The sequence below is a fragment of the Leifsonia xyli subsp. xyli str. CTCB07 genome, assembly GCF_000007665.1.
Lineage (GTDB): Bacteria > Actinomycetota > Actinomycetes > Actinomycetales > Microbacteriaceae > Leifsonia > Leifsonia xyli_C.
This window is the reverse complement of the sequence record NC_006087.1, coordinates 921,517-945,479: the sequence shown is the minus strand read 5'-3', so window position 1 is coordinate 945,479 and position 23,963 is coordinate 921,517. Positions and strand designations below refer to the sequence as shown.

The following is a 23,963-nucleotide window of genomic DNA, read 5'->3' as shown; positions in this document are numbered from 1 at the left end:
ACGTCGACCCCCGGAACGTCGACGCCAACGGCCCATCCCACACATTCGAATCGGACAGAATACGACCCTGAGCATCCAACTGGGCGATCTGATCGGTGAACCCCCATTGACAATCGACTGGATCTGACGAATAGCCGTCTTCGCCTTTTCGGTCGAAAGCACACGCGACATAATTACTTCCCCTCAAAACGGCCCACACGGACCAATTGGATTATCACTTTGATCTTTCCAATACAGAATCTCTCATGTCAAGTTCCAGACGGGCTGACCGGCGGAACCGACACCGTGACACCCCATTTATTTTGAAGGAGCACCGCATCGGAGACCGAGCGTTCAGCCACCGCCGCCTGCCACCGTTCGGCCAGCTCCCGCTCCGAGTACAGCCGAGACGGCCGCACCACCGCGTCATCCGCCACGAAGTAGAACACAGCGTCGATTCGCTCCGGCTCGATCCCCGCGTACTGCGCGAACGCGAGGCGGTACAGCGCCAGCTGAAGCTGCTTACGGTCCAGATCGCCGACGTCATGAGGCGCCCTGCCCGTCTTCCAGTCCACGATCTGGTAGTCGTGGCGGCCGTCCGCGATCCGGTAGACGGCATCCAGTTTGCAGACCACGACCTGACCGGCGAGTGCGATGTGGATCTCCAGCTCAACCTCGTCCGGCGCCCGAGCCGCCCACTCGCTGGCGGCGAAGGTCGCCTGAAGGTCGGCCAGGCGCTCCGCCTCGAGGATCTCACCGGCCGGATCGTCGAGTTCGTGAGCAGTCGCGTCGAGTTCATCGGCCCTCCCGGCGACGGTGCCATAGCGCTCCTCCACCCAGCGGTGGAAGAGCGTGCCGAGGCGGGTCTGGCGGTAGGGCCGCTCCGGCATCGGGCGACGCAAAGCCGAAGCGACCCCGGCCGGATCGCTGACGTAGTCCTTGAAACGAGAGGCCGGGATGCGCGCGGGCAGCTCCACCAGCCCGGACTCGGACGGGCGGCGGGCGCGCTCGGCGAGGAGCAGATCGAGGTCCCGGGCGTACACTCCGCCGTCCCCCGCACCCCGCGCGCGGGCCGAGCGCACGGCTTCGGCTGCGGTCTCGACGGAGCGGCGGCGCGCGCCGAGGGGATCGAGGGGCCAGCTGACCGTCCGAGAAGCGGGGGCAAGCGGGTTGTCTTCGGGGTCGTCGCAGGGCGGGAACGCGTCCCCGGCGATGAGGCCAGCCCCCTGCAGCTCGCGCAGATAGGCGCCCGGGCCGCGCGGGCGCGACTGCGTCGACCAGTACGAGCCGGTGAGGAGCAGGCTCTCGCGGGCACGAGTCACGGCAACGTAGACGAGACGCCGCTGCTCGTCCCGGTGGCGGGCGAGGTTCTCGGCCTCGAAGTCCGCAATGGCGCCGTCGAGGGCCTTCTGGTCCTCGACGGTCCGCCAGGGCAGCACCGGGAGTTCGGCGGAGTCGCCCCGGAACTCGTTCGGGAGCTGCCCGAACGCGAGCCAGCCCCGTCTGCTCTGCGGCGGTACGGGGAGCTCGCCCTCGACCAGGCGCGGCACGGCCACGACATCCCACTCCAACCCTTTGGAACCGTGAATGGTGAGGATCTGGACCGTTCCGGGTTCCGGGTCCTCGCTGCGCGGCGCCAGGTTGTCGCGCTTTTCGGCCTCGGCGAGCCAGGAGAGGAAGGAGCCGAGCGTCGCGCGGTCGTCGCTGGCGAGATAGGACGCGACCTGTTCGGCGAACGCATCGAGGCTGGCCTGACCCAGCTGAGCGGTCTCGTTGGCGGCGACTTCGATGTCGAGGCGCAGTTCCTGCTGGACGATGGTGACGAGGTCGAGCAGATCGAGACCGGCGCGGGAGCGCAGCTGGTCGAGCTGGCGGCCGGCGGCGCGCATCCGCTCGACGCCGGACCCGCTGAACGCGGAGAGCTGACGGTGGCCCTCGGGAGCCTCCACCACGAAATCGAGAGCGTCGACGAGAGAGGCCGACTCCTCCCCCGCGACCGAGCGCCGCAGCCGGTCGCGCACATCGGGTTCGAGTTCCTGGAAGCGGTGGTCGCACCCGGCGAGCCAGGATGCGACGCGGCGGAGCGCCGCGATGTCCTTCGGCCCGACCCGCCAGCGCGCACCGGTGAGCAGGCGGATCAGCTCCGAACCGGCCGTCGGGTCGTGCATCACCCGCAGCGCGCTCACGAGATCGGCGATGACCGGCTGTTCCAGCAGCCCGCCGAGGCCGAGGACGTGGAACGGAACGCGGTGCCGGCTCAACGCGGCCGTGAACACCTCGATCTTCTTGATGGAGCGGCAGAGCATCGCGGCCGAGGGCAGCGTGCCCTCGGCATCCCGCCGCGCGATCCGCTCCGCGAACCAGGCCGCGATCGCCTCCGCCTCCTCCTCGACGGTCTGCCCGAACGTACACGCCAGCTCGCCGGCGACCGCGCCCGGCCGGGCCCGGAGCCGCTCGACACGCACAGGCGAGACCGCGCCCAGCGGAGCGACGAGGATGTTGGCCGCGTCGAGCACACGGGTCGGGTTCCGCCAGCTGGTGCTGAGCACATACTCGTCCGCGCGCCGGGGACGCCCGGTGAAGTCGGTCGCGAACCGGCTGAGGTTCGCCGCACTCGCTCCCCGCCAGCCGTAGATCGACTGGTGCGGATCACCGACCGCCATCACCGCCTCCCCGGAGAAGAGGGTGGAGAGCAGCCGGGTCTGGACGACGGACGTGTCCTGGTATTCGTCGAGCAACACCACACGGTAGCGGCGGCGGTAGTCGTCCACGACGTCCGGCAGTCGCTCGCAGACGGCAAGGGCGAGGGCGACCTGGTCGGAGTACTCCACGAAGCCGCGTCGGCGCTTCTCCTCCGCGAAGCGTTCAGCGAGGCCGAGCAGCGACGGCAGCGCGCCGACGGTCTCGACGGCCGCCTTCACGGTGGCGTACGGCCCCGCCTTGCGGGCGCTGCCGGTGGGGAGGTCGATCACCCGGCCGAAGCCCTCGGCCATCCGGCCGACCTCGGCTGCGCCGGCGATGTTCTCGCTGAGCGCGCGGCTGAGGTTCAGAACGGCGGTGGTGACGGCGTCCACGTTCCGGTCGAGATCGGCCAGGCGGTCATCGGCGCTGTCGACCACCACACGCCGCGCGAGCTGCCAGGCAGATGCCTCGCTGAGGACGGCCGCCTCCGGCTCGCGCCCGATGAAAAGGGCGTTCTCGCGGAAGATCGCGTTCGCGAACGCGTTGTAGGTCGCCACGTCCGGCGCCTCGAACGGGTCGAACTCGATTTCCGTCAGACCTGAGGCGGCCAACTGCTCGATGCGCTTCCGGACACGCTCCGCGAGTTCGCCAGCCGCCTTGCGCGTGAAAGTGAGACCGAGCACCTCCGGGACGCGGACCTCCCCGTTCGCGAGCAGCCAGACCACACGATTCGCCATCGTCTCGGTCTTGCCGCTGCCCGCGCCGGCGACGACGATGGCGGGGCTCAGCGGCGCCTCGACCACAGCCTGCTGCTGCCCGGTCGGTCGCGGGAGACCGAGCGCGTCCGCGATCTCGAGGGCGGAGACCCTCCGGCACGGTCGAGGCGGCCGGGACTCCGGCTCCGAGAGCGCGAAGCCGCCCTCGACCAGGTCGGGGCCGGTCCGTTCGGCATCGACCCCAAGCACATCGCCGAGGATGTCGTTGCCGTCGTTCACGCGCTCACCGCCGGGACCAGGTGAAGGCGGTACTGGTACGCCGCGTGTGGGTCGCGGTCGCCCAGATCGACCACCGCCGCGAACGTGGCTGCGGCCATGCCCTCCGCCGCGGTCGCGACGCGCTGCTTCAGCCGTTCCAGACCCTCGGCATCCACCCGGTCCTGGACCAGCTCGCGGTAGGGCTTGCCGCGAACCCCCTTCGCGACGAAGAGCAGCTTCGCGCCGCCGGGCGGCCGTTCCCCCGCCTCCTCGATCGCGCCGTGCTCGAGGGCGAGCTGGTAAGCGCCGAGCTGCGCGTGGGACGCGGTCTCGGCCGCGCTCGGCACAGTGCGCCCGGTCTTGAGATCGACGAGGACGACCGTCCCGTCTGGCGTCGCCTCGACGCGGTCGATCTTGCCGCCGATGCGCGCCCGGCCGAGCCGCAGTTCGAACTCTCCCTCCGATCCGAGCAACCGGCCGCCCGCCCGCTCGAAGTCGCGCAGGTAGTCGGAGACTCCGCCCACCAGTCCGCGAGTGCGGCGGCGCTCGCGCTCCTCGACCCACGGGGACTCGAAAGCGAGTTCCGCCCAGCGCTGCTCGATGCCCGCCCACAGCGCATCGACACCGAACTCGCCGGTCGCGCTGGCCTCCTCCATCACAGCGTGTACGACGGTGCCGATACCGGCCGTGAGACTGCTGGGCGAAGCGGCCATCTCCTCCACGAACCAGGCCAGCGGCGATTTCTCGAAGGTCCCGAGCCGCGAGGGCGAGAGGCGCACCCCGGCCTCCGGGTCCGTCAGATCGACCAGCGGCTCCTCCGTGGTCGGCTCCGCGAGCCCGTACCAGTCGGCGGGGTCGGCGCCCTCCACCCCGGCGTCAGCGAGACGCGCGAGCGCAGCCGCCGCCTCCGGCGCACCTGTGGTGACCAGGCGGCGACGCAACCGGCCCACCATGCCACGGAGCGAGAGGGGGTGGATGCTGTCCTCGGTGTCCGGTGCCGCCAGCTCCCCCGCAAGGCGCAGGAACGGCGACGGCTGCTCGTCATCGTTCACGGTCGCTGTGAGCAGCACCTGGCCGCGGGCCCGGGAGACGGCGAGCGCGAACATCCGGAGCTCATCGCCGAGCACCTGCGCGCGCTGGTCCTCGGTCTCGGTCTTGCGTCCGTCGAGTGCGCTGCCGAGTTCCTGGGGATGCAGCAGCGAGCCGCGCAGGCGCAGGTTCGGCCAGACGCTCTCCTGCAGCCGGGCGACCGCGACGACCTCGAACTCCCGGCCGATGGTGGCGCTGGACGTGCAGACGAGGACGGCGTCGCCCGCGGTCTGGGCGGCGAGTGTGTCTTCGGGGACGTCGGCGCCCAGCAGTTCCACGACGAAGTCGGAGGCGGGGCGTTCCGGGAAGCGCTCGACGAAACGGCGAGCGGCGGTGAAGAGCGCGACCACGCCGTCGAGGTGCCGGTTCGCCTCGTCGGCGACGATGCCGCTGCGCTCGGACTGCTCCATCCAGCGCCGGGCGAGGCCGCTGCGCTCCCAGGCGTGCCAGAGCAGTTCTTCGATGGTGGAACCCGTGGCCGCCTTCTCGCGCCCGCTGCGCAGCGTCTCCGCCAACCGGGCGGCGCGCCGGGCCGGCGACGAGTCGATGGTGGCCAGCCGGGCGGGATCGGCCAGCGCCTCCACAAGCAGATCGTCGGCGGCGCGGTTGCCGTCGCTGGCGAGTTCCTCCTGGCGGAGGGCCAGGCGCAGGCGCCGCAGGCTGATGCTGTCGAGGCCGCCGAACGGACCCAGCAGCAGTTCGGCCGCCCGCTCCGGGGTGAGTTCGAGCGCGCCGACCTCGATGCCCGCCAGCGTGATGAGCTGCCGCGCCGCGAAGACGTCGCGGAGGGCCCGGCCCGCGATGCTCGTCTTGGTGGGGACCTCGGCCACGGCCAGGGCGCGGGCGAGGCCGGGGATGTGCGCACCCGAGCGCACCACGACGGCCATCTCACCCCACGGCACGCCGTCGAGCAGCCGCCGCTCGCGCAGTCTCCTGGCCAGCCGGGCGGCTTCGGACGGAGTGGAAACGGCGGAGATGATGACGACCTCGGGGCGGGTCCCGCCGGTCCTCTCCGGTTCGCCGCGGCCGGCCGACGCGACACGCTGCACACCGGCTGCTGCCGTGCCGATCCGCTCGGTCATACGCGCGGTCAGCTCCCGCAGGACCGGTGTCTGACGGTGCGCGGTCGCGAGCACGAACCGGGTCACCGGGACGCCCAGGCGCGCTCCCAGCTGGCCCAGCGCGGTCGCCTCGGCGCCGCGGAACGCAGTGGAGGCGACATCCGGGTCCCCGAAGGCGATGATGGCGACCCCGCGCGACGCGAGCGCCCGCAGCAGAGCGACGGTCGCGACGGTCGCCTCTTGGAGGTCGTCGACGAACACGGCGCGGAGGCAGTCGAGCGGGCTGCCGTCGCGCACGATGGCGACAGCCGACGCGATGAGTTCCGCGGCGTCCACGAAACGGCCGCGGTAGCTGTCGAGAACGCTCTGGTACTCGGCGATGAACCCGGCGGCGGCCCGCCACCCTTCGCGGCCAGTGATCGTGCCTAGCTCGGAGAGCCGGGCGGGGCTCACACCGCGTTCGGCGCACCGGGCGATCAGCTCGCGGAGCTCGGTGCGGAAACCGCGCAGCGACCGGACCTCCGGGCCGAGGACGTCAGGCCAGAGCGGTCCCGTGCCGTCCTCGAGCTGACCGGCGAGGAGCTCGGCGATGATCCGATCCTGCTCGCCGCCGGTGAGCAGCCGTGGCGGTTCCTCCCCCGTGCGACGGGCCCGCTCACGGGCGAGCTGGAAAGCGAGCGAGGTGGCCGTCCGCGCGAGTGGGCCCGGGGTCGGGACGCCGAGGCGCAGCGCGAGCCGGTCTCGCAGCGCCGTCGCGGCGGCGCGGGATGCGCTCAGCGCGAGCACCTCGCCCGGCGCGTAGCCGCGGCCGAGCACGCGCTCGGCAAGCGCCTCCACCAGCGCCGTCGTCTTGCCCGTGCCCGGTGCGCCGAACACAGCGGCGGAGACCCCGTCCGGCAGCGCCGCGACCTCGCGCTGGGCGGGATCGAGGCTGAATTCGGCGTCGGCGGCGCGGGCCGACTCGCGCGCGCAGAAGCCCCGGGTGGTCATGGCATCCACGCTAACGGCGTCCGCCGACAGAGAACGCGACCCGGGCCGCGCGCCGCCAACCGGTAGTCTGAACTCACCTCAGCCGGTCACCTTGGAAAGGCATGTCAGTGGAGATCCGAATCGGAATCGTCAACGCCCCCCGCGAGCTCAGCTTCGAGTCCGCGCAGCCGGCCGAGGAGCTCGCCGAGCAGGTGCAGGCCGGCATCGCGAGCGGAACCGGCATCCTCCGCCTGACCGACGACAAGGGCCGCGTTTACCTCGTCCCCACCGACGGCATCGCCTACGTCGAGGTCGGCGCCGAAGAATCGCGCCGCATCGGCTTCGTCGGCTAGGTTCCCGTCTGTGGAACTCCTCTTCGTCGCCCTCGCCGGCGCCATCCTCGGCCTCGGCGCCCGCTACCTTCTGCCCAACCGCCACACACACGGCTCGGCGCTCATCCCCGCCGTCGGCGTCAGCGTCGCGTGCGTCCTGTGGGTCGCCCTCACCTGGGCCGGGCTCGCCTGGTCCGGCGGCTGGATCTGGTGGCTCACTCTGCTCGGCACGGCCGCCATCGCCGCCGCCGCCGACCTGGTCATCGGCCGCGTCCGCGCCGCCCACGACGAGAAGCTGTTCCACACCCTCAACCGCGGCGCCGCCACCCGCTGACCGCGCCCCTCCACCGAAAAGGGAGGAGATCTGCGGACGGAGGGCGGACGGCAGCTGCTTTTCCGGCAGCGGGAGGAGGAGGCGCGGCGGGGTCGGGGAGCGGGTTAGGCCGTCAGGCCGAGGGCGTCCATGCGGCGAGTGTGGGCGGCGATGAGTTCGGTGAAGATGGGCTCGATGCGTTCTTCGTCGGTCGACGGATTGCCCGAGAGGTGGAGAGCGGAGCGGGCGACGAGGAGGGTGTCGCCGACCAGCCGGCGGCCCCACAGGGCGAGGCGGCTGGCGAGACGGGGGTCGGTCTCGATCTCGCTGCGGAGGACGCTCAGAAGGGCGTCTTGTCCGGAGTCAGAGCCGAGGAGCTGGGCGAGGCGGGGGCCGGCGTCTCCGGGGAGGCCAGCAGCGAGACGGATGAAGAAGTCGTCGAGCAGGCCACCTGTCATCAGCGCCGCCAGCAGCGTCTCCCGCCAGTCGGAGCCGACGAGCAGAGCTCGGAAGCCCTCGACCTCCTCGGCGAAAGGGGCCATGACCTCCGCGGGATCGTCTGCGCGCCGGCGGATCTCGGCGACGATGCCCTGGTGCTTGGAGATGGCGAGGCCGGCAGCGGCGGCGGCGGCGACCTTGGCGCGCAGCGAATCGGTGTCCGCGACGACGCGCGCGAGGGTCTGGAACTGCTCCAGCTGGAGGTAGGCGGCCTGGGCGAGGTAGGGCAGCAGGTCGGGCATCACCTCGTGCAGATCGACGCGCGCGGAAGGCGCTTTCGAGGCTCGGGGCGCGAGGCGCGGCAGTTCGGCGGAGGGCGGGCGTCGCGTAAACCAGGTTGACACGTACAGCAGTGTAACGGGGACGTCCAGTAGGCTTGGCGTACCGATCGGCGTTGGATCGACGGCCCTACGCCTGCGAGAGGATCAGGGCGTAGCACCCCACACTCGAAAACGACAGGCATTCTGTGACTTTCTCCGAACTGAACATCGACCAGGACATGGTGGACGCCCTCGCGGCCAAGGGCATCACCGAGCCGTTCCCCATCCAGACGCAGACGATCCCGCTCGCCCTCACCGGCCAGGACATCATCGGCCAGGCGAAGACCGGAACCGGCAAGACCTTCGGTTTCGGCCTGCCGATCATCCAGCGGCTCGGCGCCGACCCGGAGCCCGGTGTGCAGGCTCTGGTGGTCGTGCCGACCCGTGAGCTCGCCGTCCAGGTGTACGAGGACCTCGAGCAGGCCGCCTCCAACCGTCCCACCTCGATCGCAGCGATCTACGGCGGCAAAGCGTACGAGGGGCAGATCGCCCAGCTGAAGGCGGGCGCGCAGGTCGTGGTCGGCACCCCCGGCCGTCTGCTCGACCTCGCCGGCCAGCGTCTGCTGAACCTCAGCACGGTGCGGGAGATGGTGCTCGACGAGGCCGACAAGATGCTCGACCTCGGCTTCCTGTCCGATATCGAGAAACTGTTCGCGCAGACTCCCGCCACCCGTCACACCATGCTGTTCTCGGCGACCATGCCGGGCCCGATCGTCGCCCTGGCGCGCCGTTTCATGACCCGGCCCATCCACATCCGGGCGACCGACCCCGACGAGGGCCAGATCCAGGCGAACATCAAGCACCTCGTCTACCGGGCGCACTCGCTCGACAAGGACGAGGTCGTCGCGCGCATCCTGCAGTCCGAGGGCCGTGGCAAGACGGTGATCTTCACGCGCACCAAGCGCAGCGCCGCCAAACTCATGGAAGAGTTGAACGACCGAGGCTTCAACGCCGCCGCCGTTCACGGCGACCTCAACCAGGAGCAGCGGGAGCGCGCGATGGCCGCATTCAAGGCGGGCAAGAAGGACGTGCTCATCGCCACCGATGTCGCCGCCCGCGGCATCGACGTGGACGACGTCACTCATGTGATCAACCACACCATCCCGGACGACGAGAAAACCTACCTGCACCGCGCCGGACGCACCGGCCGCGCGGGCAAGTCCGGTATCGCCGTGACGTTCGTGGACTGGGAGGACCTGCACAAGTGGGCGCTGATCAACCGCGCCCTCGAGTTCGGCCAGCCCGAGCCCACGGAGACGTACTCGTCGTCGCCGCACCTCTTCATCGATCTGGGTATCCCCGAGGGAGCCAAAGGCCGGCTCAAGTCCACACCGGCTGTCAAAGCGCCGGAGAGCCGGCCGAACGACCGCGGTCCGGCCGGCGGAGGCAGCGACCGGCAGCGCCGGCGCACACGCGGCGGGCAAGGGGCCCGGGCCGCCGCGAAAAGCTCGGGAACCGTGGACAAAGAGCCCGCGGGCGACGAAGCGATGTCCGCGTCGGGCACGCACGACGGCGGTGGCTCCCAGCACCGCGACGGAAACAGCACGCCGCGACGCCGACGCCTTCGTTCGCACGGTGGCAGCGGAGGCGGGGCGTCCGCCCCGCAGGCGACGGGCAACTGATCACGGCCGCTCGGGCAGCACGAGAGTCAGTACCACTTGTACGCGATCTCGTGCGACCACGCGGCACACGGTGATCCATACCGGCCGCTGATATAGCCGAGTCCCCAGTCGATCTGGGTTTTGCCGTTCGTCATCCAGTCGGAGCCAGCGGTGGCCATCTTGCTGCCCGGGAGGGACTGCGGGATGCCGTAGGAGCCGGACGACGTGTTGTACGCGTCTGCGCGCCAGCCGGACTCCTGGTTCCAGAGCTTGATGAGGCATGCCATCTGGGTACCTCCCCAGCCGTAGGCGGGGAGACGGCTCTGCGCGTACGCCTGGGCTCCGGCGGGGTCCACGACGACGCCCGGGGGCGGGGCGAAGCCGTCGGCGTCGCCGCCGCTGTTCGCGGCCGCCGCCGCGACCGCCCGGGCCGCCACGCCCTCTGCGTACGATCTCTCGACCGATGCCTCGGTGTTCTTGAGCGAGGCGAGCTGTGCGTACAAGGTGTTCGCCCGGGTCTGCTGATCGGAGAGCGCCGCGTCCGCAGCCGCTTTGGCCGCTTGGGCGGCCTGCAACGCCGTCTGCGCGTCCTGAGCAAGCCGATCGCGTATCCTCTGAGCGACGGCGGCCTGGGCGCTGAGCGCGTCCGCGATGTTCCTCTGCGCGGTCGCCTGAGCGAACAGATTGCTGGCCTGATCGGCGAGTCTCGACATCGCGCCGAGCTGATAGAGCAGCGACGAGTCGGCCGGCGAGCGATCGCTTGCGCTCAGGAAGACCCGGAGGGAGACATCCGATATCCCGGAGCGGGTCAGCTGGGCGGCGAGTTTGCCGCTCTGCGTCTTGAGCCGGTCGGCTTTCGCGGCGGCTGCGGCTAACTGCTGCGCGAGGCCGTCGGATTTCGCTGTCGCCGCCTGGAGGCTCGTCTCGGCGGTCCCGTATTCGCCGGCGCGCTTGATCGCGAGATCGCCCGCCGCGTTCGCCGTGGACTGGAGCTGGGTGAGAAGACCGCTGATCTTGTCGACCTCGGCCTGCGCCGACGAAGCGTTCGCCTTCGCGGCCTGGACATCGTCCCACGAGGGATAGTCGTCGGCTGCGGCCGGCGCGATACCGGCGGTCAGGATCAGAGCGCCGGCGAGCGCTGCGGCCACGGTCGCGGACACCCCGTACCGTCGCATCACATGAACACCTCGCTTTCCGGATCCCCGATCGTCGTACACCGGAACACCAGGGTAGCCGCGTGTGCTCACGCGAAGAAAGGTGCCGCGCCTGTCGCTTCTTCGATCATCCGGTCCACGACGGCCGGATCGGTGGTGTTCTCTCCGAGACGATTGGGTTTCCCAAAACCGTGATAGTCGCTGGAGCCGGTGACCGCGAGGCCGTATTTCGCAGCCAGTTCGCGGAGGAGCGCAACGCCGGCCGGCCGGTTCTCGCGATGGTCGAGTTCGAGGCCGAAGAGCCCGGCGTCGACCAGGCGGCGCAGCCGCTCCTCCGGGATGACAGTGCCGCGGCCGCACGTCGCGGGGTGCGCAAGCACCGGGACGCCCCCGGCCTCCCGGATCAGCCGCACACCCGTCAGCGGCTCGGGAGCGTAGTGCGGCCAGACATAGCCGCTCCGCCAGTGGAGGACTCCGGCGAACGCCGCGCTCCTGCTCTCGACCAGTCCGCGGGCGACCAGCGCGTCCGCGATGTGCGGCCTGCCCACGGTCGCGCCCTCCGCGACCTGGGCGAGCACATCGTCCCACGTGATGTCGTAGTCCTCCGCGATGCGGCGCACCATGTCCTCCGCCCGGCAGCGTCGGCCGTCGCGGACGCGCTGCGTCTCGGCCGCGAGCGCGGCGTCCTCGGGGTCAAACAGGTAGCCCAGCAGGTGGACGCTCGCGAAATCGAGGCGGGTGGAGAGCTCCATGCCGGGGAGGACGGTGACGGCGGCCTCGGCTCCGGCGGCGGCCGCGTCCAGCCAGCCGGCGGTGGAGTCGTGATCGGTGAGCGCGACCGTGCCGAGACCGGCCGCCGCAGCGGCGCGGACGAGCTCGCCCGGAGTGTCCGTGCCGTCCGACACGGTGGAGTGCGTGTGCAGATCGGCCGGAGCGCGGAAGCGTCGCTCAGCTGCCATACAGTCCATCCTAGGAGTGGGAGAATGGTCGGCATGTCCTCCCAGAACCCCACTGTCTCGCCGTCCGATGCCTCGCCCGCCGAGGAAGCCCCCCGCGCCACGGCGAACCGGTCCACCACGCCCGGGTCAGCGGCTTTCAAGGAGTACATCGGCCGCGACTGGGCCGAGCGCCCCGAGGCTCTCCCCGGCGTCCGCGAGCAAGCCGGTTTCGCGGCCGCCCGCCGTGCGCGCGTGTCGAAGCTCTTCCGCGGCAAGCGCCTCATCGTCCCGGCCGGGCGGCTGAAACAGCGCTCGAACGACACCGACTACGCTTTCCGGGCCCACTCGGCGTTCGCGCACCTCACCGGCTGGGAGTCGGACTCCGAGCCGGGCAGCGTGCTGGTGCTGGAGCCGACCGCCGCCGGGCACGAGGCGACCCTCTACTTCCGCGAGCGCGCCGGCCGAGACTCCGACGAGTTCTACGCGAACCCGGAGATCGGCGAGTTCTGGATCGGTCCGCGCCCCTCACTCGCCCAGGTCGAGAGCGACCTGGGCCTGCCGACCCGCGGGATCGCCGCCGTGGAGGCCGTGCTGGACGCCGTGGACGCGGACACGCTCGTGCTGCGCGAAGCCGACCCGGCGCTCACCGACCGGGTGGACGGCGCCCGGCTGCTCCTCGCCGCGGGGGACGGTGCCGAATTCGACCCCGAGGACCGCGCCGGCGACGACCGCCTCGCGCGCAAGCTCTCCGAGCTGCGCCTCGTCAAAGACGCCTTCGAGATCGGCGAGCTGCGCGCCGCTGTCGCAGCCACCGCGCGCGGCTTCGACGACGTGATCGCCGACCTGCCGCGCATTGTCGCGCACCCGCGCGGCGAGCGCCTCGTCGAGGGGGTCTTCAACGGCCGGGCGCGCGCCGACGGCAACGCGGTCGGCTACGACACGATCGCCGCAAGCGGTCCGCATGCCTGCATCCTGCACTGGACGCGCAACGATGGGCCGGTCATCCCGGGCGATCTCATCCTTCTCGACGCTGGCGTCGAGGTCGACAGCTACTACACCGCGGACATCACGCGCACCTTCCCGATCAACGGCACTTTCACCGAGACTCAGCGGCTGGTGTACGAGGCGGTGCGGGAGGCCGCAGACGCGGCGTTCGCGATCGTGAAGCCCAGCATCCGATTCCGCGAGATCCACGCGACCGCGATGGCCGTGATCGCCCGCCGCACGGCAGAGTGGGGCCTGCTGCCGGTGACTGCCGAGCAGGCGCTCGAAGCCGACAACCAGCACCACCGGCGCTATATGGTTCACGGCACGAGTCACCACCTGGGGCTCGATATACACGACTGCGCGCAGGCTCGCCGCGAGCTCTACCTCGACGGCGTGCTGGAGGCGGGGATGACGTTCACGATCGAGCCAGGGCTGTACTTCCAGCCGGACGATCTGACCGTGCCGGAGAGCTTCCGCGGGATCGGCGTGCGCATCGAAGACAACATTCTGGTCACCGGGGACGGCGCCGAGAACCTGTCGATCGGCATCCCGCGCACCGCGAACGACGTGGAGGCGTGGGTGCGGCGGCTCAACGCGAACTGAACGCCGTGTCGGGCGGCGCTACGCGGACGGCGCGGGCGGGCGCTCATCGCCCGTCTGCGCCGGAGGCGGCCCAGGCTGCGCGGCCGGCGGCAGCGGCTGCGCGGGAGGCGGGTCGCTCGGGTGCGCGGGCTGCGCCCAAGCGGCCGGTTCGGCCGCAACCCCGCTAAGCAGGTTCCGCGCCCGGTTCAGCAGCTCGCCGTCCACGAGCACGGAGTAGCTGGTGGCGATCACCTGCATGACGGAGGTGTAGTCGCGACGGCGGCGGTTGATCGCGTAGGAGACGATTCCGAACAGCATCCCGAAGCCAGCGCCGATCAGCACAGCGGCGATGACGAAAGCGTAGCTGAGGGTCGGCGAGAAGATGAGCAGCAGCAGTCCGAAGAAGATTCCCATCCAGGCGCCGGAGGCCGCGCCCGCCAGCGCCACCCGCCCCCAGGTGAGTTTGCCGGTGACCCGCTCGACGCTCTTCAGATCGCTGCCGACGATGGAGACCTTGTCCACGGGGAAATCGGCGCGCGCGAGCGCGTCGACGGCCTGCTGGGCCTCGGGGTAGGTCTCGTACGTGGCCACGATCTCGCCGCGAGGGAGGGTCGGGAAGGGTATCCGGTTGCGTCCGCCCAGCGGGCTCGGTGTGGTCATCGCCCCATTGTTCCATTGCTCCGCCTCAACGAGTGGGAAGGGCATAGATTTATCTTTGTGAGCGCTTCCCGTATCTTCGTCGCCCGGCTGGCCGGGACCAGCGTGTTCGACCCGGTCGGCGACCGGGTGGGCCGGGTCAGGGATGTACTGGTCGTCTACCGGAAGAGGGACCCGCCGAGTGTCGTGGGCCTGATCGTCGAGATCCCGGGAAAGCGGCGGGTGTTCGTGTCGATCGGCCGGGTGACCAGCATCTCCAGCGGCCAGATCATCACGACCGGGCTCATCAACGTACGCCGGTTCGAGCAGCGGGGCGGCGAAGTTCGAGTGATCGCGGAGCTGCTCGGCCGCAAAGTGGACTTTGCGGACGGCAGCGGCGAAGCGACGATCGAGGATGTCGCGATCGAGGAGTCCGCGACCGGCGAGTGGGCGGTCGGCCCGCTGTTCGTGCGCCGCCCGAAGAGCGGCGCGTCGCCGTTCGGCAAGGGGCCGACCACGTTCGCCGCCTGGAACGACGTGCGCGAGAGGCTGGCACGTGGCGAGGCGCAGTCCGCCGAGCAGCTGATCGCCACCTACTCCGAGTTGCAGCCCGCCGATCTCGCGAACGCCTTGCTCGACCTGCCGGCGCAGCGGATGCTGGAGGTGACGGAAGAGCTGCCGGACGACCGCCTCGCCGATGTGCTCGAGGAGATGCCCGAGAGCGAGCAGGTGGAGATCCTCGCGAGCCTCGACGACCACCGTGCCGCCGACGTCCTCGACCAAATGCAGCCGGACGACGCCGCCGACCTGATCGCCCAGCTCTCCGACGAGCGCGGCGAGCACCTCCTGGAGCTGATGGATCCCGAAGAGGCCGAGGACGTCCGAATGCTGCTCAGCTACGCCCCGGACACCGCCGGGGGCCTCATGACCACCGAGCCGATTATCGTCTCCGCCGACACGACCGTCGCGGAGGGCCTGGCGCTCATCCGCCGGCACGAGCTCGCCCCCGCTCTCGGGGCGGCCGTGTGCGTGACGCTGCCGCCCTACGAGCCGCCGACCGGGCGCTTTCTCGGCGTCGTCCACTTCCAGCGGATGCTGCGCTATCCCCCGCATGTCCGGCTCGGCACGCTGCTCGATCCGAGCCTGGAACCGGTCACCGCCGGCACCTCCGCCGCCGAGGTTTCGCGCATCCTGGCGTCCTACAACCTCGTCTCCGTTCCCGTCGTGGACGAGAAGCACCGACTCGTCGGGGTGGTGACCATCGACGACATCCTGGACTATCTGCTCCCCGACGACTGGCGCAGCCAAGACGAGGATGAGCCCGTCAAGCAGGCCCCATCCGATAAGACCGGCAGCGCCCCGGCGCTGAGTGGAAGGAGGGGCAGACGTGGCACGACGTAGGCAGGAGACCAGCCTGGACGCGCCGAAGGGCCTGCGCTCGACGGTGATCCCGCGCCGCCGCGACATCGTCGAGCAAAGCGACAGGTTCGGCCGCTTCACCGAGTGGATCGCGCGAGCGATGGGCACGCCCTGGTTCGTGCTCGGGCTCACGGCCTTCGTCGCCGCGTGGATGGTCTGGAACACGCTGCTGCCGCCGGCCTGGCGGTTCGATTCGGCCTCGCTCGGCTTCATCGCCCTGACTCTCGTGCTCTCGCTCCAGGCTTCGTACGCCGCCCCGCTGATCCTGCTGGCGCAGAATCGGCAGGACGACCGCGACCGGGTGCAGATCGAGCAGGACCGCCAGCGCGCCGAGCGCACTCTCGCCGACACCGAGTATCTGGCGCGCGAGGTGGTCGCTCTGCGGCTGGCCGTGAAGGACATAGCGACCAAGGACTTCATCCGTGCCGAACTCCGCGCGCTGCTGGAAGACCTGGACGAGCGCAGCGACGACAAGCGCGACGGGGAAAGCGAACCGGCCCGTGCCTGAGCTGCAAGAGGAGATCCGGCGCGCCCTCGGCGGGGTGCTCGACCCCGAAATCCGCAAGCCCATGACCGAGCTGGACATGATCGGCGGGGTCGAGGTGGCCCCCGACGGACATGCGACCGTCGAGGTGAAGCTGACCATCGCCGGCTGTCCCGCCGCCGATGCGATCGAGCGGGATGTCCGCGCGGCGACCGCGAATGTCCCCGGCGTGACCGGGGTGACGGTGGACATCTCCGTCATGACCCCGGCCGAGCGCAAGACCCTCACTGCGAAGCTCCGCGGCGGACGCGCCGAGCGCGTCCCGCCGTTCGGCCCCGGCTCGCTCACGCGCGTCTACGCCGTGACCAGCGGCAAGGGCGGCGTCGGGAAATCCACCATCACCGCGAACCTCGCCGTGGCTCTCGCCCAACGAGGGCTGAGGGTTGGGATCGTGGACGCGGACATCCACGGGTTCTCCCTCCCCGGCATCCTCGGCCTGACCGATGAGAACGGTGCCGCACAGCGCCCGACGCGCGTGAACGACATGATCCTGCCGCCGATCGCCTACGGTGTGAAGGTGGTCTCGATCGGCATGTTCGTGGACTCGCCCTCCGCCGCGGTCGCCTGGCGGGGGCCGATGCTGCACCGCACCATCCAGCAGTTCCTCGGGGATGTGTTCTTCGGCGACCTCGACATCCTGCTCCTCGACCTTCCACCGGGAACCGGGGACGTCGCCCTCTCGGTGGGGCAGCTCCTGCCTCAGGCCGAGGTCCTCGTGGTGACCACCCCGCAGCCGGCGGCGGCGGATGTCGCCGAGCGCAGCGGTGTCGTCGCCCGTCAGACCGGTCAGAGAGTGGTCGGCGTCATCGAGAACATGGCCGGTCTCGTGCAAGCGGACGGCAGCGTCCTCGAACTCTTCGGCTCCGGCGGTGGCGAGGAGGTCGCTCGGCGGCTCTCCGCAGGCCAGGACCAAACGGTTCCGCTGCTCGCGAGCGTCCCGCTCAGCGTCCCGCTGCGGGCCGGCGGCGACGCGGGGGCCCCCCTGGTCGTGACGGACCCGCAGGATGCCGCCGCCGCAGCGATCAGTGCGGTCGCCGACCGGCTCGCAACACGCGGACGGGGGCTCGCCGGCCGGAAGCTCGGGCTCTCGGTGCGCTAGAGCGAGAGGTTCGCCAGCGTGGAGGCGCGGTCGGCCCTGGTGGCCTGCTCTGCCCCGGTGAGACGCTCGTCTCATCGCGCGAGCGCCCGGTCGATCCCGCGCACGCCCAGGAAGAGCACAACCACTCCGCCCACCAGGTAGGCGAAGAAGTAGTACATGAAGAACCGGGCTGGAGCCGTCGCGAACACGATCGCGGCGCGGGTCAGCAGAATGCCCAGCAGACCCGCGGAAACCCACTGCCGCCGCACGACGGACCCGGCGAAGAAGAGCAGCAGCAGTCCCAGCACCGGAACGGCGTTCCAGACCATCGCTCCGAGCGGCAGGTCCTCGTTGTCCGCGTCGAGCAGCAGCAGCGCACGGATCGCCTGTTCCTGGAACTCCCGGTCGAACGGCACGATCGACGGATTGCGTTCCTCGAACGCCGTCCGGGCGTCGTCCAGCGAGCGCCCGGCGTCGATCGCCTCCAAACCACGCTCGTAGGCGCGGGGGAAATCGCCCATCGAGTTCGTAGCGAGGAAGGTCTGCGTCCGCGCGTCCAGGAAGGCGCCCGGGTTCTCCGCGACGAGGGAGAGGTAGGCGCGCTGGAATCCGCTCATGTGTGCTTTGTAGTCGGGGCGCAGCAGCCGATCGGTCCAGTACGAGGGGATGTCGTACGCGCTCGGCATCTCACGCACGAGGTCGAGGTCGATCGCGCGGTCAATGGCCACCAGGTTCTCCTCAAGATGCGGCCCCGAGAGCGGCTTCTGGAGCATGACCGAGAGCGGGTTGACGACCGCTGTGACGGTGTACTTCGCGTTCGAGAGCACAGCGGCCGCACCGATGTTGACAACCACGACAGCCGCCACCGCCCCCACAGCGACGACGATCGTGCGACGACGCACGCCCGTCTCCGAGCGGCGGAAGACACGCAACACGACGGCCAGCATCGGGATCAGCAGCAGGTAGAACACGCACTCGGTGCGCCAGAACGCCAGCAGGGTGATCGCCGTGGAGAGGAACACGAACTCGCGGTAGCGATCGGCGACGAGTTCCGGACGCACCCGGATGATCAGGATGCGGAAGACCACAGCCAGTTCGATGTAAGCGTGGATCGTGGCGCGCAGCGGGTACTGGTCGAACAGCAGCACCGGCAGCGTCAGGAACGGCAAGAGCAGAGCGTAGCCCAGCCACGGACGCCGCAGTGTGTCCACGGTGCGCGCGACGACATAGCCGGCGACGATGGAGCCGAAGATCAGCTGGACGGCCACCGGGCCGATAGCCGCCGGCACAAGGACCATGCTCACCGGAAAGTAGATTGCGGTGAAGATGCTCTGCCAGGTCGATATCCAGTTCTGCTGCGCCTTGGCCATGACGAAAGTAGGAGTCATTCGTCCAGAATCCGGGCCAGACGACGATCAGGACAACCAGATTGACGACCAGCACGCCGAGACTCACCCACGCCCAGCGGCGATAGACCGGGTCGCCCTCGCGAAGGCGCTGTGCGAAGCGAATGCCGAAGAAGGCCGCGGCGTAGATGAGCCCGGCGAGGACACGCACACCGAGCCACATCGCGATCTTCCCGATGCCGACCGGCGGCGCATCGAATCCGAAGCCGGCCGTGTCGAGCTCACCGACCGATGCGGTGTCGAAGGGGTTGTCGAAGGCACTGAACGACGAAATCGTCACCAGGATGAGGAGGAGGGCCGCAGCGATGAGGAATGCGGCTCGATGGGCTTTTGCGAACATGGCGGCGTCTACTCTGACAAGTCTATACACGTTTTCCCGGCGTGTTAAGAGGTGGAATCCCGAACACGCGAGAGGAACGGCGCAGAGTGCAGTCCCCAGAGGCACACTGAACTGGCCAGGGACGGCCGACGACGTGACCGCCACGCCCTGTCTTTCAGCGCTTCAGCTGCCGCCATCGCGCCCGAGCGGACCGCGGGGTCAAGCGCTCAGGTGGCCTCCGCGTCGAAGGGCGGCAGCGTTCCCGGAGGGAGCGCCGGGCGCCGCTGCTCGGAGACCGGCTGTGTCACCGGCTTGATCGAGGACGCCGGAGCGGGCATGTCATCGAGCAGAGCCTCGCGGATGATGCGGCGCGGGTCGTATTGGCGGGGGTCGAGCTTCTTCCAGTCGACATCGTCGAACTCCGAACCCATCTCCTCGCGCATGCGCAATTTCGCACCGTCGGCGAACCCGCGGAGGGAGCGGACGAACTCGCCCAGTTTCGCCGCGTATCCGGGCAGACGCTCAGGACCGATCAGGAAGACGGCGATCACCGCCACGATCAGGAGCTTGTCGAATGTCAGGCCGAACACACATAAAGAGTATCGCGCCGTGGCTGCGGAAAAGCTGGATCGGTGGGCCCTATCCTGGTATGAGGACTCGACGGGAGCGCTGTGTCAGACAAGGAATCGAACTGGAGATTCGCCGATGACGCGATCGTCGAGGGCGAGGTGATCACCCGGGCCCGGCAGCAGTCGCTCGAACTCGGGGTCGAGCCGATTGCGCCGAGCACCGGTGCGCAGGCGGCCGTCGTGGTCGCCGCGACAGCGGCCGAGAACATTGTCGAGATCGGCACCGGAGTCGGCGTCTCGGGGCTCTGGCTGCTGCGCGGCGGCACCAGCGCCCAGCTGACCTCCATCGACATGGAAGTGGACCACCAGCAGCACGCGCGCGGCTTCTTCACCGAAGCGGGCGTCCCGGCCAACCGTGTGCGCCTCATCACCGGGCGAGCGCTGGACGTGCTGCCCCGGATGAACGAGAGCTCCTACGACATCGTCTTCGTCGACGCCGACCCGGCCTCGGTGATCGAGTACGTCGAACACGGCCTGCGCCTGGTGCGTCCGGGAGGCGCCGTGCTGGTTCCGCACGCGCTCTGGCGTGGCCGTGTCGCAGACCCCGCGGCGCGCGACGAGGTGGCGACCGGGTTCCGGACGCTGGTAACCGAGACCGCGGCATCCGGGGCTGTCATCAGCGCTCTCTCTCCCGCCGCTGACGGTCTGCTGCAGATCGCGAAGCTGACGCCGTAGCCCCCGGCTCGACACGCCGAGGCCCCGATGAACTGACGCCCAGCCCAGCACACCACCTTCAGCAACGAACTCCTCACCCCCAAACAACTGACCCCCGAGAGCCGGAACCGATTTCTCAGTCCAAACCCACGGGGGTCAGTTCACGAGCGCCGGGAACCTCTTCGTGTGGCGCTCGTGCCGTTTGCGATCAGGAAGGGCCCACGACACTCGCGAGCGCATCGTGGAGTTCTTTGGCCTCCGCATCGTTGACGGAGACGACGAGACGCCCACCTCCTTCGAGCGGGACCCGCACGATGATGAGCCGCCCCTCCTTCACAGCCTCCATGGGCCCGTCCCCAGTCCTCGGCTTCATGGCCGCCATGCAGCTCCCCTTTCGTGAATGTCCTTCTATTATCGGCCATTCACATCAAGCGAACGAAATCCAGGCATCACGGCGGGGACCAGTCAGCGCCGTCGACGCCCCAGCAGATCGCTATCCAGCCGATCTGCAGTGCGAGCAGAAGCAGCACCATCCCGACTCGGTAGACGCGACTCGCTGGGAGGGCGATGGCTCCGAGCAGCGGGAACAGCGGCATCAGCAGACGGAAGGTGCTCGACTGCGGAAAGAACACCGCCAACAGGTAGAGCGAGTAGGCGATGACCCAGAACCGGAGGTCGACGCCCAACCTCCGCACGACCGGGGAGAACAGCAAGACGGCGAAGAAAGCGACGAGGACGACCAGCACCATCCCGCCGATCCAGCCCGGGACACCGAGGATGGCCTGGAACCACCAATCCGCGCCCTGGAACCACGCGGCGAACGGGACGAGATGTGTGAAGCCGATGTAGGGTGCCCGCCAGGCCAGCTCGGTGTCAGTGTACGCCGTCAGGGACCCCGTCGTGACAGCGGCGATCGCGGGCCAGGCGAGACCGGCCAGCCCGCTGAACAGAGCGAGACCGCCACTCAGGATGCGCTCCCGCGCGGAGAACGGGTCCTCCCGCCGTTTGGCCCAGCGATACACGACATGCAGCCCCACAGCGAGGGCGAACGCCAATCCGCTCGGGCGCGTGAACGCCATCGCGAGCACAAGCGGGAACAGCCAGCCGTAGCGCCTCTCCACGAGCAGCAGCAGTGCCGTCGCGAGCAGCAGGAGATAGAGCGACTCGGCGTAGGCGAGCTGGAAGAGCGGGGAGACCGGCACGACGCAGAACAGCACGACGGCGAACAGGCTGGTGGCGTTCCCGAGGCCGACACGGAGCATCAGGCGGAAGAAGACCAGGGTCGCAGCGGCAGCGCAGACGAACGACACAAGCACGCCGGCGGGGGCCCAGGGCAGCCGCGTGACGAACATGACGACATCCACGAGACCCGGATAGCCCGGCAGGAACGCCCAGGCGTTCTCGGCGATATGCACACCGTCCGACGTCGGCAGCGTGACCGGGTAGCCCGAGACAGCGACGATGTTGTACCAGAAGCCGTCCCAGATGGTCGCGTAGGAGAAGTAGTCCGGCCGCGGGCCCGTCCACGGCGTCTGCCCCTGATTCGCCGCGAAGATCAGCAGGACGACGGTGGTGACGACCCGGCTGGCGAGAAAGATCGCGAGTACGCGCACCCACCACCGCGTCCACCAGGGCGCGGTGGCGACGGCTCCCGGAGCCGTCCCGTCAGCGCGCGCCGGAACCAGTGAGCCAGGCATGGAGTCCGGCCTCCACGGCCGCGATCTGGTCGACGTCCACCCGCTCGTCGTCGGCGTGCGCCCGCAGCGGATCGCCTGGGCCGTAATTCACAGCGGGGATGCCGAGGGCGCTGAAGCGGGCGACATCGGTCCAGCCGTACTTCGGCTTGGCGGCGCCGCCGACCGCGGCGACGAACTCTTGCGCGAGCGGCGCGTCCAGGCCCGGCCGGGCGCCGTCGGCACAGTCGACCACGGTGAGCTCGTAATCCCCGAACAGCTCGCGCAGGTGCTCGATAGCCTCCTCCGAACTGTGTGAAGGGGCAAAACGGTAGTTGAGGTGGACCATGCACTCGTCCGGGATCACGTTACCCGCAACGCCCCCGTTGATGCCAACTGCGTTGAGCCCTTCGCGGTAGACCAGCCCCTCCACCTCCACCTCGCGCGGCTGATAGGCGGCGAGGGTGTCCAGGATGGGCGCGACCTTGTGGATGGCATTCTCTCCCACCCAGCCGCGCGCCGAGTGCGAGCGCCGCCCGAACGCTCGCACCTCCACGCGCAAGTTGCCGTTGCAGCCGCCCTCGATCACGCCGTTGCTCGGCTCGCCCAGGATGGCGAAGTCGCCCGTGAACAGATCGGGCCGATTGCGCGCGAGCCGGCCGAGACCGTTCAGCTCGGCGTTGACCTCTTCGTGGTCGTACCACATCCAGGTCACATCGACCGCGGGGGCGGTGAGTTCGGCGGCGAGCTTAAGCTGCACGGCGACGCCCGCCTTCATATCGACCGTCCCGCGGCCCCACAGGAAGCGGATGCCGTCTTCCTCCGCGAACCGCGTGGGCAGGTTGCCGTTCAGCGGCACTGTGTCGATGTGCCCGGCGATGATCGCGCGACGCTCGCGGCCGAGGTCTGTGCGGGCGACGACGGTGTCGCCATCGCGGATCAGCTCCAGATGCGGCAGCGGAGCGAGAGCGGCTTCGATGGCGTCGGCCAGAGGCTTCTCATTCCCGGAGACGGTCTCGATGTCGCAGATCTGGCGGGTGAGGTCGGTGGAGGTGGCGGTGAGGTCCAGAGGCACCCTACTAATCTAGAGCCATGCCTTCCGATGTCTCCCGTGAATTCGCCGCACCCGCCGTCACCGCCGCCCCGAGGACGGCCTGGGGCTACGGGCTCGCGACGGTCGCCGGCAACGGCGCCGTCCTCGACACCTGGTTCCCCGAGCCGCAGCTCGGCGGCATACCGGCCGGGCGCGAGAAGTGGATCGTGCCCGCCGAGCTGGAGGCGCTCGCCGCGCCGGACCCGCGCCGGAACGTCACAGTGGACATCGTCACGGTCGAGATCGACCTGGACGCCGCTCCCGCGTCCACGCCCGACGCCTACCTCCGCCTCCACATCCTCTCGCACCTCCTCGCCCGCCCGAACACGGTGAATCTGGAGGGCGTCTTCGGGCACCTCCCGATCGTCGCGTGGACGGACGGCGGGCCCGTGCTGCCGGACGACCTCGACCGGCTGCGCCCGGCGCTGCAGCGCGACGGCCTCCACGTCACCGCCATCGACAAGTTCCCTCGCCTGCTGGACTATGTCACCCCCGACCGCGTCCGCATCGCCGACGCCTCCCGCGTCCGGCTCGGCGCCCACCTCGCACCCGGCACCACCGTCATGCACGAGGGGTTCGTCAACTTCAACGCCGGAACCCTCGGCGCCTCGATGGTCGAGGGCCGTGTCTCACAGGGCGTCGTGGTCGGCGACGGCTCGGACATCGGGGGCGGCGCGTCCATCATGGGGACGCTCTCTGGCGGCGGGGTCCAGCGGGTGTCCATCGGAGAGCGGGCTCTGCTCGGCGCGAACTCCGGCATCGGCATCTCGATCGGAGACGACACGGTGGTCGAGGCCGGGCTGTACGTGACCGCCGGGACGAAGGTCGTCGTGGTCGACGGGCCGGTGGATGCGAGCGGACGCCCGCAGACAGTGAAGGCCGTCGAGCTGTCCGGCGCACACGGGCTGCTGTTCCGGCGCAACTCGGTGACCGGGGCCGTCGAAGTCCTGCGCCGCGACGGCGCCGGCGTCCGCCTCAACACCGCCCTCCACGCCTAACCCCCGCTCCCTCTCTCTCAGAGAGAAAGGGCGGG

Annotated in this window: 21 protein-coding genes; 10 read left to right on the top strand and 11 right to left on the bottom strand. The window is 69.9% G+C overall.

Features of this window, described 5'->3' with window-relative positions; translation table 11 throughout:
- Positions 1-248 precede the first annotated feature (248 nt).
- Positions 249-3,656 carry a UvrD-helicase domain-containing protein gene (locus LXX_RS04590; RefSeq protein ID WP_141692919.1) on the bottom strand — a complete coding sequence of 1,136 codons (3,408 nt, stop codon included), beginning with the start codon at positions 3,654-3,656 and terminating at the stop codon, positions 249-251.
- Positions 3,653-6,775: an ATP-dependent DNA helicase gene (locus LXX_RS04585; RefSeq protein WP_041767360.1), complete on the bottom strand. Its 3,123-nt coding sequence runs from the start codon at positions 6,773-6,775 to the stop codon at positions 3,653-3,655. The genes LXX_RS04590 and LXX_RS04585 overlap by 4 nt, the downstream gene beginning before the upstream one ends.
- A 107-nt stretch (positions 6,776-6,882) precedes the next feature.
- On the opposite strand from LXX_RS04585, the gene LXX_RS04580 reads away from it, so the two are divergent.
- Both LXX_RS04580 and LXX_RS04575 read left to right on the top strand, forming a co-directional pair.
- Positions 6,883-7,107, top strand: a complete 225-nt coding sequence (locus LXX_RS04580; RefSeq protein WP_041767357.1) for a DUF3107 domain-containing protein — start codon at positions 6,883-6,885, stop codon at positions 7,105-7,107.
- Positions 7,108-7,117: 10 nt separating this feature from the next.
- Positions 7,118-7,420, top strand: a complete 303-nt coding sequence (locus tag LXX_RS04575; RefSeq protein WP_011185807.1) for a hypothetical protein — start codon at positions 7,118-7,120, stop codon at positions 7,418-7,420.
- 104 nt (positions 7,421-7,524) lie between these two features.
- Here the strand turns inward: LXX_RS04575 and LXX_RS04570 are convergent, their stop codons facing one another.
- Positions 7,525-8,241, bottom strand: a complete 717-nt coding sequence (locus tag LXX_RS04570) for a ferritin-like fold-containing protein (RefSeq protein ID WP_011185806.1) — start codon at positions 8,239-8,241, stop codon at positions 7,525-7,527.
- A 122-nt stretch (positions 8,242-8,363) separates the two neighbouring features.
- Between LXX_RS04570 and LXX_RS04565 the strand changes: the two genes are divergently transcribed.
- Positions 8,364-9,839, top strand: coding sequence for a DEAD/DEAH box helicase (locus tag LXX_RS04565; protein WP_011185805.1), 1,476 nt, complete (start codon positions 8,364-8,366; stop codon positions 9,837-9,839).
- A gap of 26 nt (positions 9,840-9,865) precedes the next feature.
- Here the strand turns inward: LXX_RS04565 and LXX_RS04560 are convergent, their stop codons facing one another.
- Both LXX_RS04560 and LXX_RS04555 read right to left on the bottom strand, forming a co-directional pair.
- The gene (locus LXX_RS04560; protein WP_223227721.1) at positions 9,866-10,978 is read right to left on the bottom strand and encodes a hypothetical protein; all 1,113 of its coding nucleotides are present in this window, start codon (positions 10,976-10,978) and stop codon (positions 9,866-9,868) included.
- A gap of 83 nt (positions 10,979-11,061) precedes the next feature.
- The gene (locus LXX_RS04555) at positions 11,062-11,931 is read right to left on the bottom strand and encodes a PHP domain-containing protein (protein WP_041768221.1); all 870 of its coding nucleotides are present in this window, start codon (positions 11,929-11,931) and stop codon (positions 11,062-11,064) included.
- Positions 11,932-11,955: 24 nt separating this feature from the next.
- Here LXX_RS04555 and LXX_RS04550 point away from each other — a divergent pair, with 24 nt between their 5' ends.
- Positions 11,956-13,500 (top strand): aminopeptidase P family protein, encoded by a 1,545-nt coding sequence (locus tag LXX_RS04550; protein WP_081423089.1) that lies wholly within the window; start codon positions 11,956-11,958, stop codon positions 13,498-13,500.
- Positions 13,501-13,518: 18 nt separating this feature from the next.
- Here the strand turns inward: LXX_RS04550 and LXX_RS04545 are convergent, their stop codons facing one another.
- Positions 13,519-14,139 (bottom strand): general stress protein, encoded by a 621-nt coding sequence (locus tag LXX_RS04545; protein ID WP_041767354.1) that lies wholly within the window; start codon positions 14,137-14,139, stop codon positions 13,519-13,521.
- A 57-nt stretch (positions 14,140-14,196) separates the two neighbouring features.
- Here LXX_RS04545 and LXX_RS04540 point away from each other — a divergent pair, with 57 nt between their 5' ends.
- From LXX_RS04540 to LXX_RS04530, 3 genes are read left to right on the top strand one after another with little or no spacing between them, the layout of a single operon-like run.
- The gene (locus LXX_RS04540) at positions 14,197-15,516 is read left to right on the top strand and encodes a magnesium transporter MgtE N-terminal domain-containing protein (RefSeq protein WP_011185800.1); all 1,320 of its coding nucleotides are present in this window, start codon (positions 14,197-14,199) and stop codon (positions 15,514-15,516) included.
- Positions 15,503-16,042, top strand: a complete 540-nt coding sequence (locus tag LXX_RS04535) for a DUF1003 domain-containing protein (protein WP_011185799.1) — start codon at positions 15,503-15,505, stop codon at positions 16,040-16,042. Before LXX_RS04540 ends, LXX_RS04535 begins: the two co-directional genes overlap by 14 nt.
- Positions 16,035-17,177: an Mrp/NBP35 family ATP-binding protein gene (locus tag LXX_RS04530; protein WP_011185798.1), complete on the top strand. Its 1,143-nt coding sequence runs from the start codon at positions 16,035-16,037 to the stop codon at positions 17,175-17,177. The genes LXX_RS04535 and LXX_RS04530 overlap by 8 nt, the downstream gene beginning before the upstream one ends.
- 71 nt (positions 17,178-17,248) lie before the next feature.
- Here the strand turns inward: LXX_RS04530 and LXX_RS04525 are convergent, their stop codons facing one another.
- Entirely contained in the window at positions 17,249-18,544 is a 1,296-nt protein-coding gene (locus LXX_RS04525) for a hypothetical protein (protein WP_011185797.1), read from the bottom strand.
- On the opposite strand from LXX_RS04525, the gene LXX_RS14195 reads away from it, so the two are divergent.
- Positions 18,525-18,950, top strand: coding sequence for a hypothetical protein (locus LXX_RS14195; protein ID WP_155806785.1), 426 nt, complete (start codon positions 18,525-18,527; stop codon positions 18,948-18,950). The two genes, LXX_RS04525 and LXX_RS14195, sit on opposite strands and share 20 nt — an antisense overlap.
- A 158-nt stretch (positions 18,951-19,108) precedes the next feature.
- On the opposite strand, the gene LXX_RS04520 is transcribed toward LXX_RS14195, so the two are convergent.
- Positions 19,109-19,471 (bottom strand): twin-arginine translocase TatA/TatE family subunit, encoded by a 363-nt coding sequence (locus LXX_RS04520; protein ID WP_041767349.1) that lies wholly within the window; start codon positions 19,469-19,471, stop codon positions 19,109-19,111.
- Between the two features lie 81 nt (positions 19,472-19,552).
- On the opposite strand from LXX_RS04520, the gene LXX_RS04515 reads away from it, so the two are divergent.
- Positions 19,553-20,185 carry an O-methyltransferase gene (locus tag LXX_RS04515; RefSeq protein WP_011185796.1) on the top strand — a complete coding sequence of 211 codons (633 nt, stop codon included), beginning with the start codon at positions 19,553-19,555 and terminating at the stop codon, positions 20,183-20,185.
- 187 nt (positions 20,186-20,372) lie between these two features.
- On the opposite strand, the gene LXX_RS13500 is transcribed toward LXX_RS04515, so the two are convergent.
- The 3 genes from LXX_RS13500 to dapE all read right to left on the bottom strand — a co-directional run bounded on the left by LXX_RS13500 (position 20,373) and on the right by dapE (position 22,912).
- Positions 20,373-20,546, bottom strand: coding sequence for a DUF3117 domain-containing protein (locus LXX_RS13500; protein ID WP_011185795.1), 174 nt, complete (start codon positions 20,544-20,546; stop codon positions 20,373-20,375).
- A gap of 67 nt (positions 20,547-20,613) precedes the next feature.
- Entirely contained in the window at positions 20,614-21,861 is a 1,248-nt protein-coding gene (locus LXX_RS04510; protein WP_041767346.1) for a hypothetical protein, read from the bottom strand.
- Entirely contained in the window at positions 21,830-22,912 is a 1,083-nt protein-coding gene (gene dapE / locus LXX_RS04505; protein WP_011185793.1) for a succinyl-diaminopimelate desuccinylase, read from the bottom strand. The genes LXX_RS04510 and dapE overlap by 32 nt, the downstream gene beginning before the upstream one ends.
- Positions 22,913-22,929: 17 nt before the next feature.
- Between dapE and dapD the strand changes: the two genes are divergently transcribed.
- Complete coding sequence (gene dapD, locus LXX_RS04500; RefSeq protein WP_011185792.1) at positions 22,930-23,928, top strand: 2,3,4,5-tetrahydropyridine-2,6-dicarboxylate N-succinyltransferase; 999 nt, start codon at positions 22,930-22,932, stop codon at positions 23,926-23,928.
- The last annotated feature ends 35 nt before the right edge of the window (positions 23,929-23,963 follow it).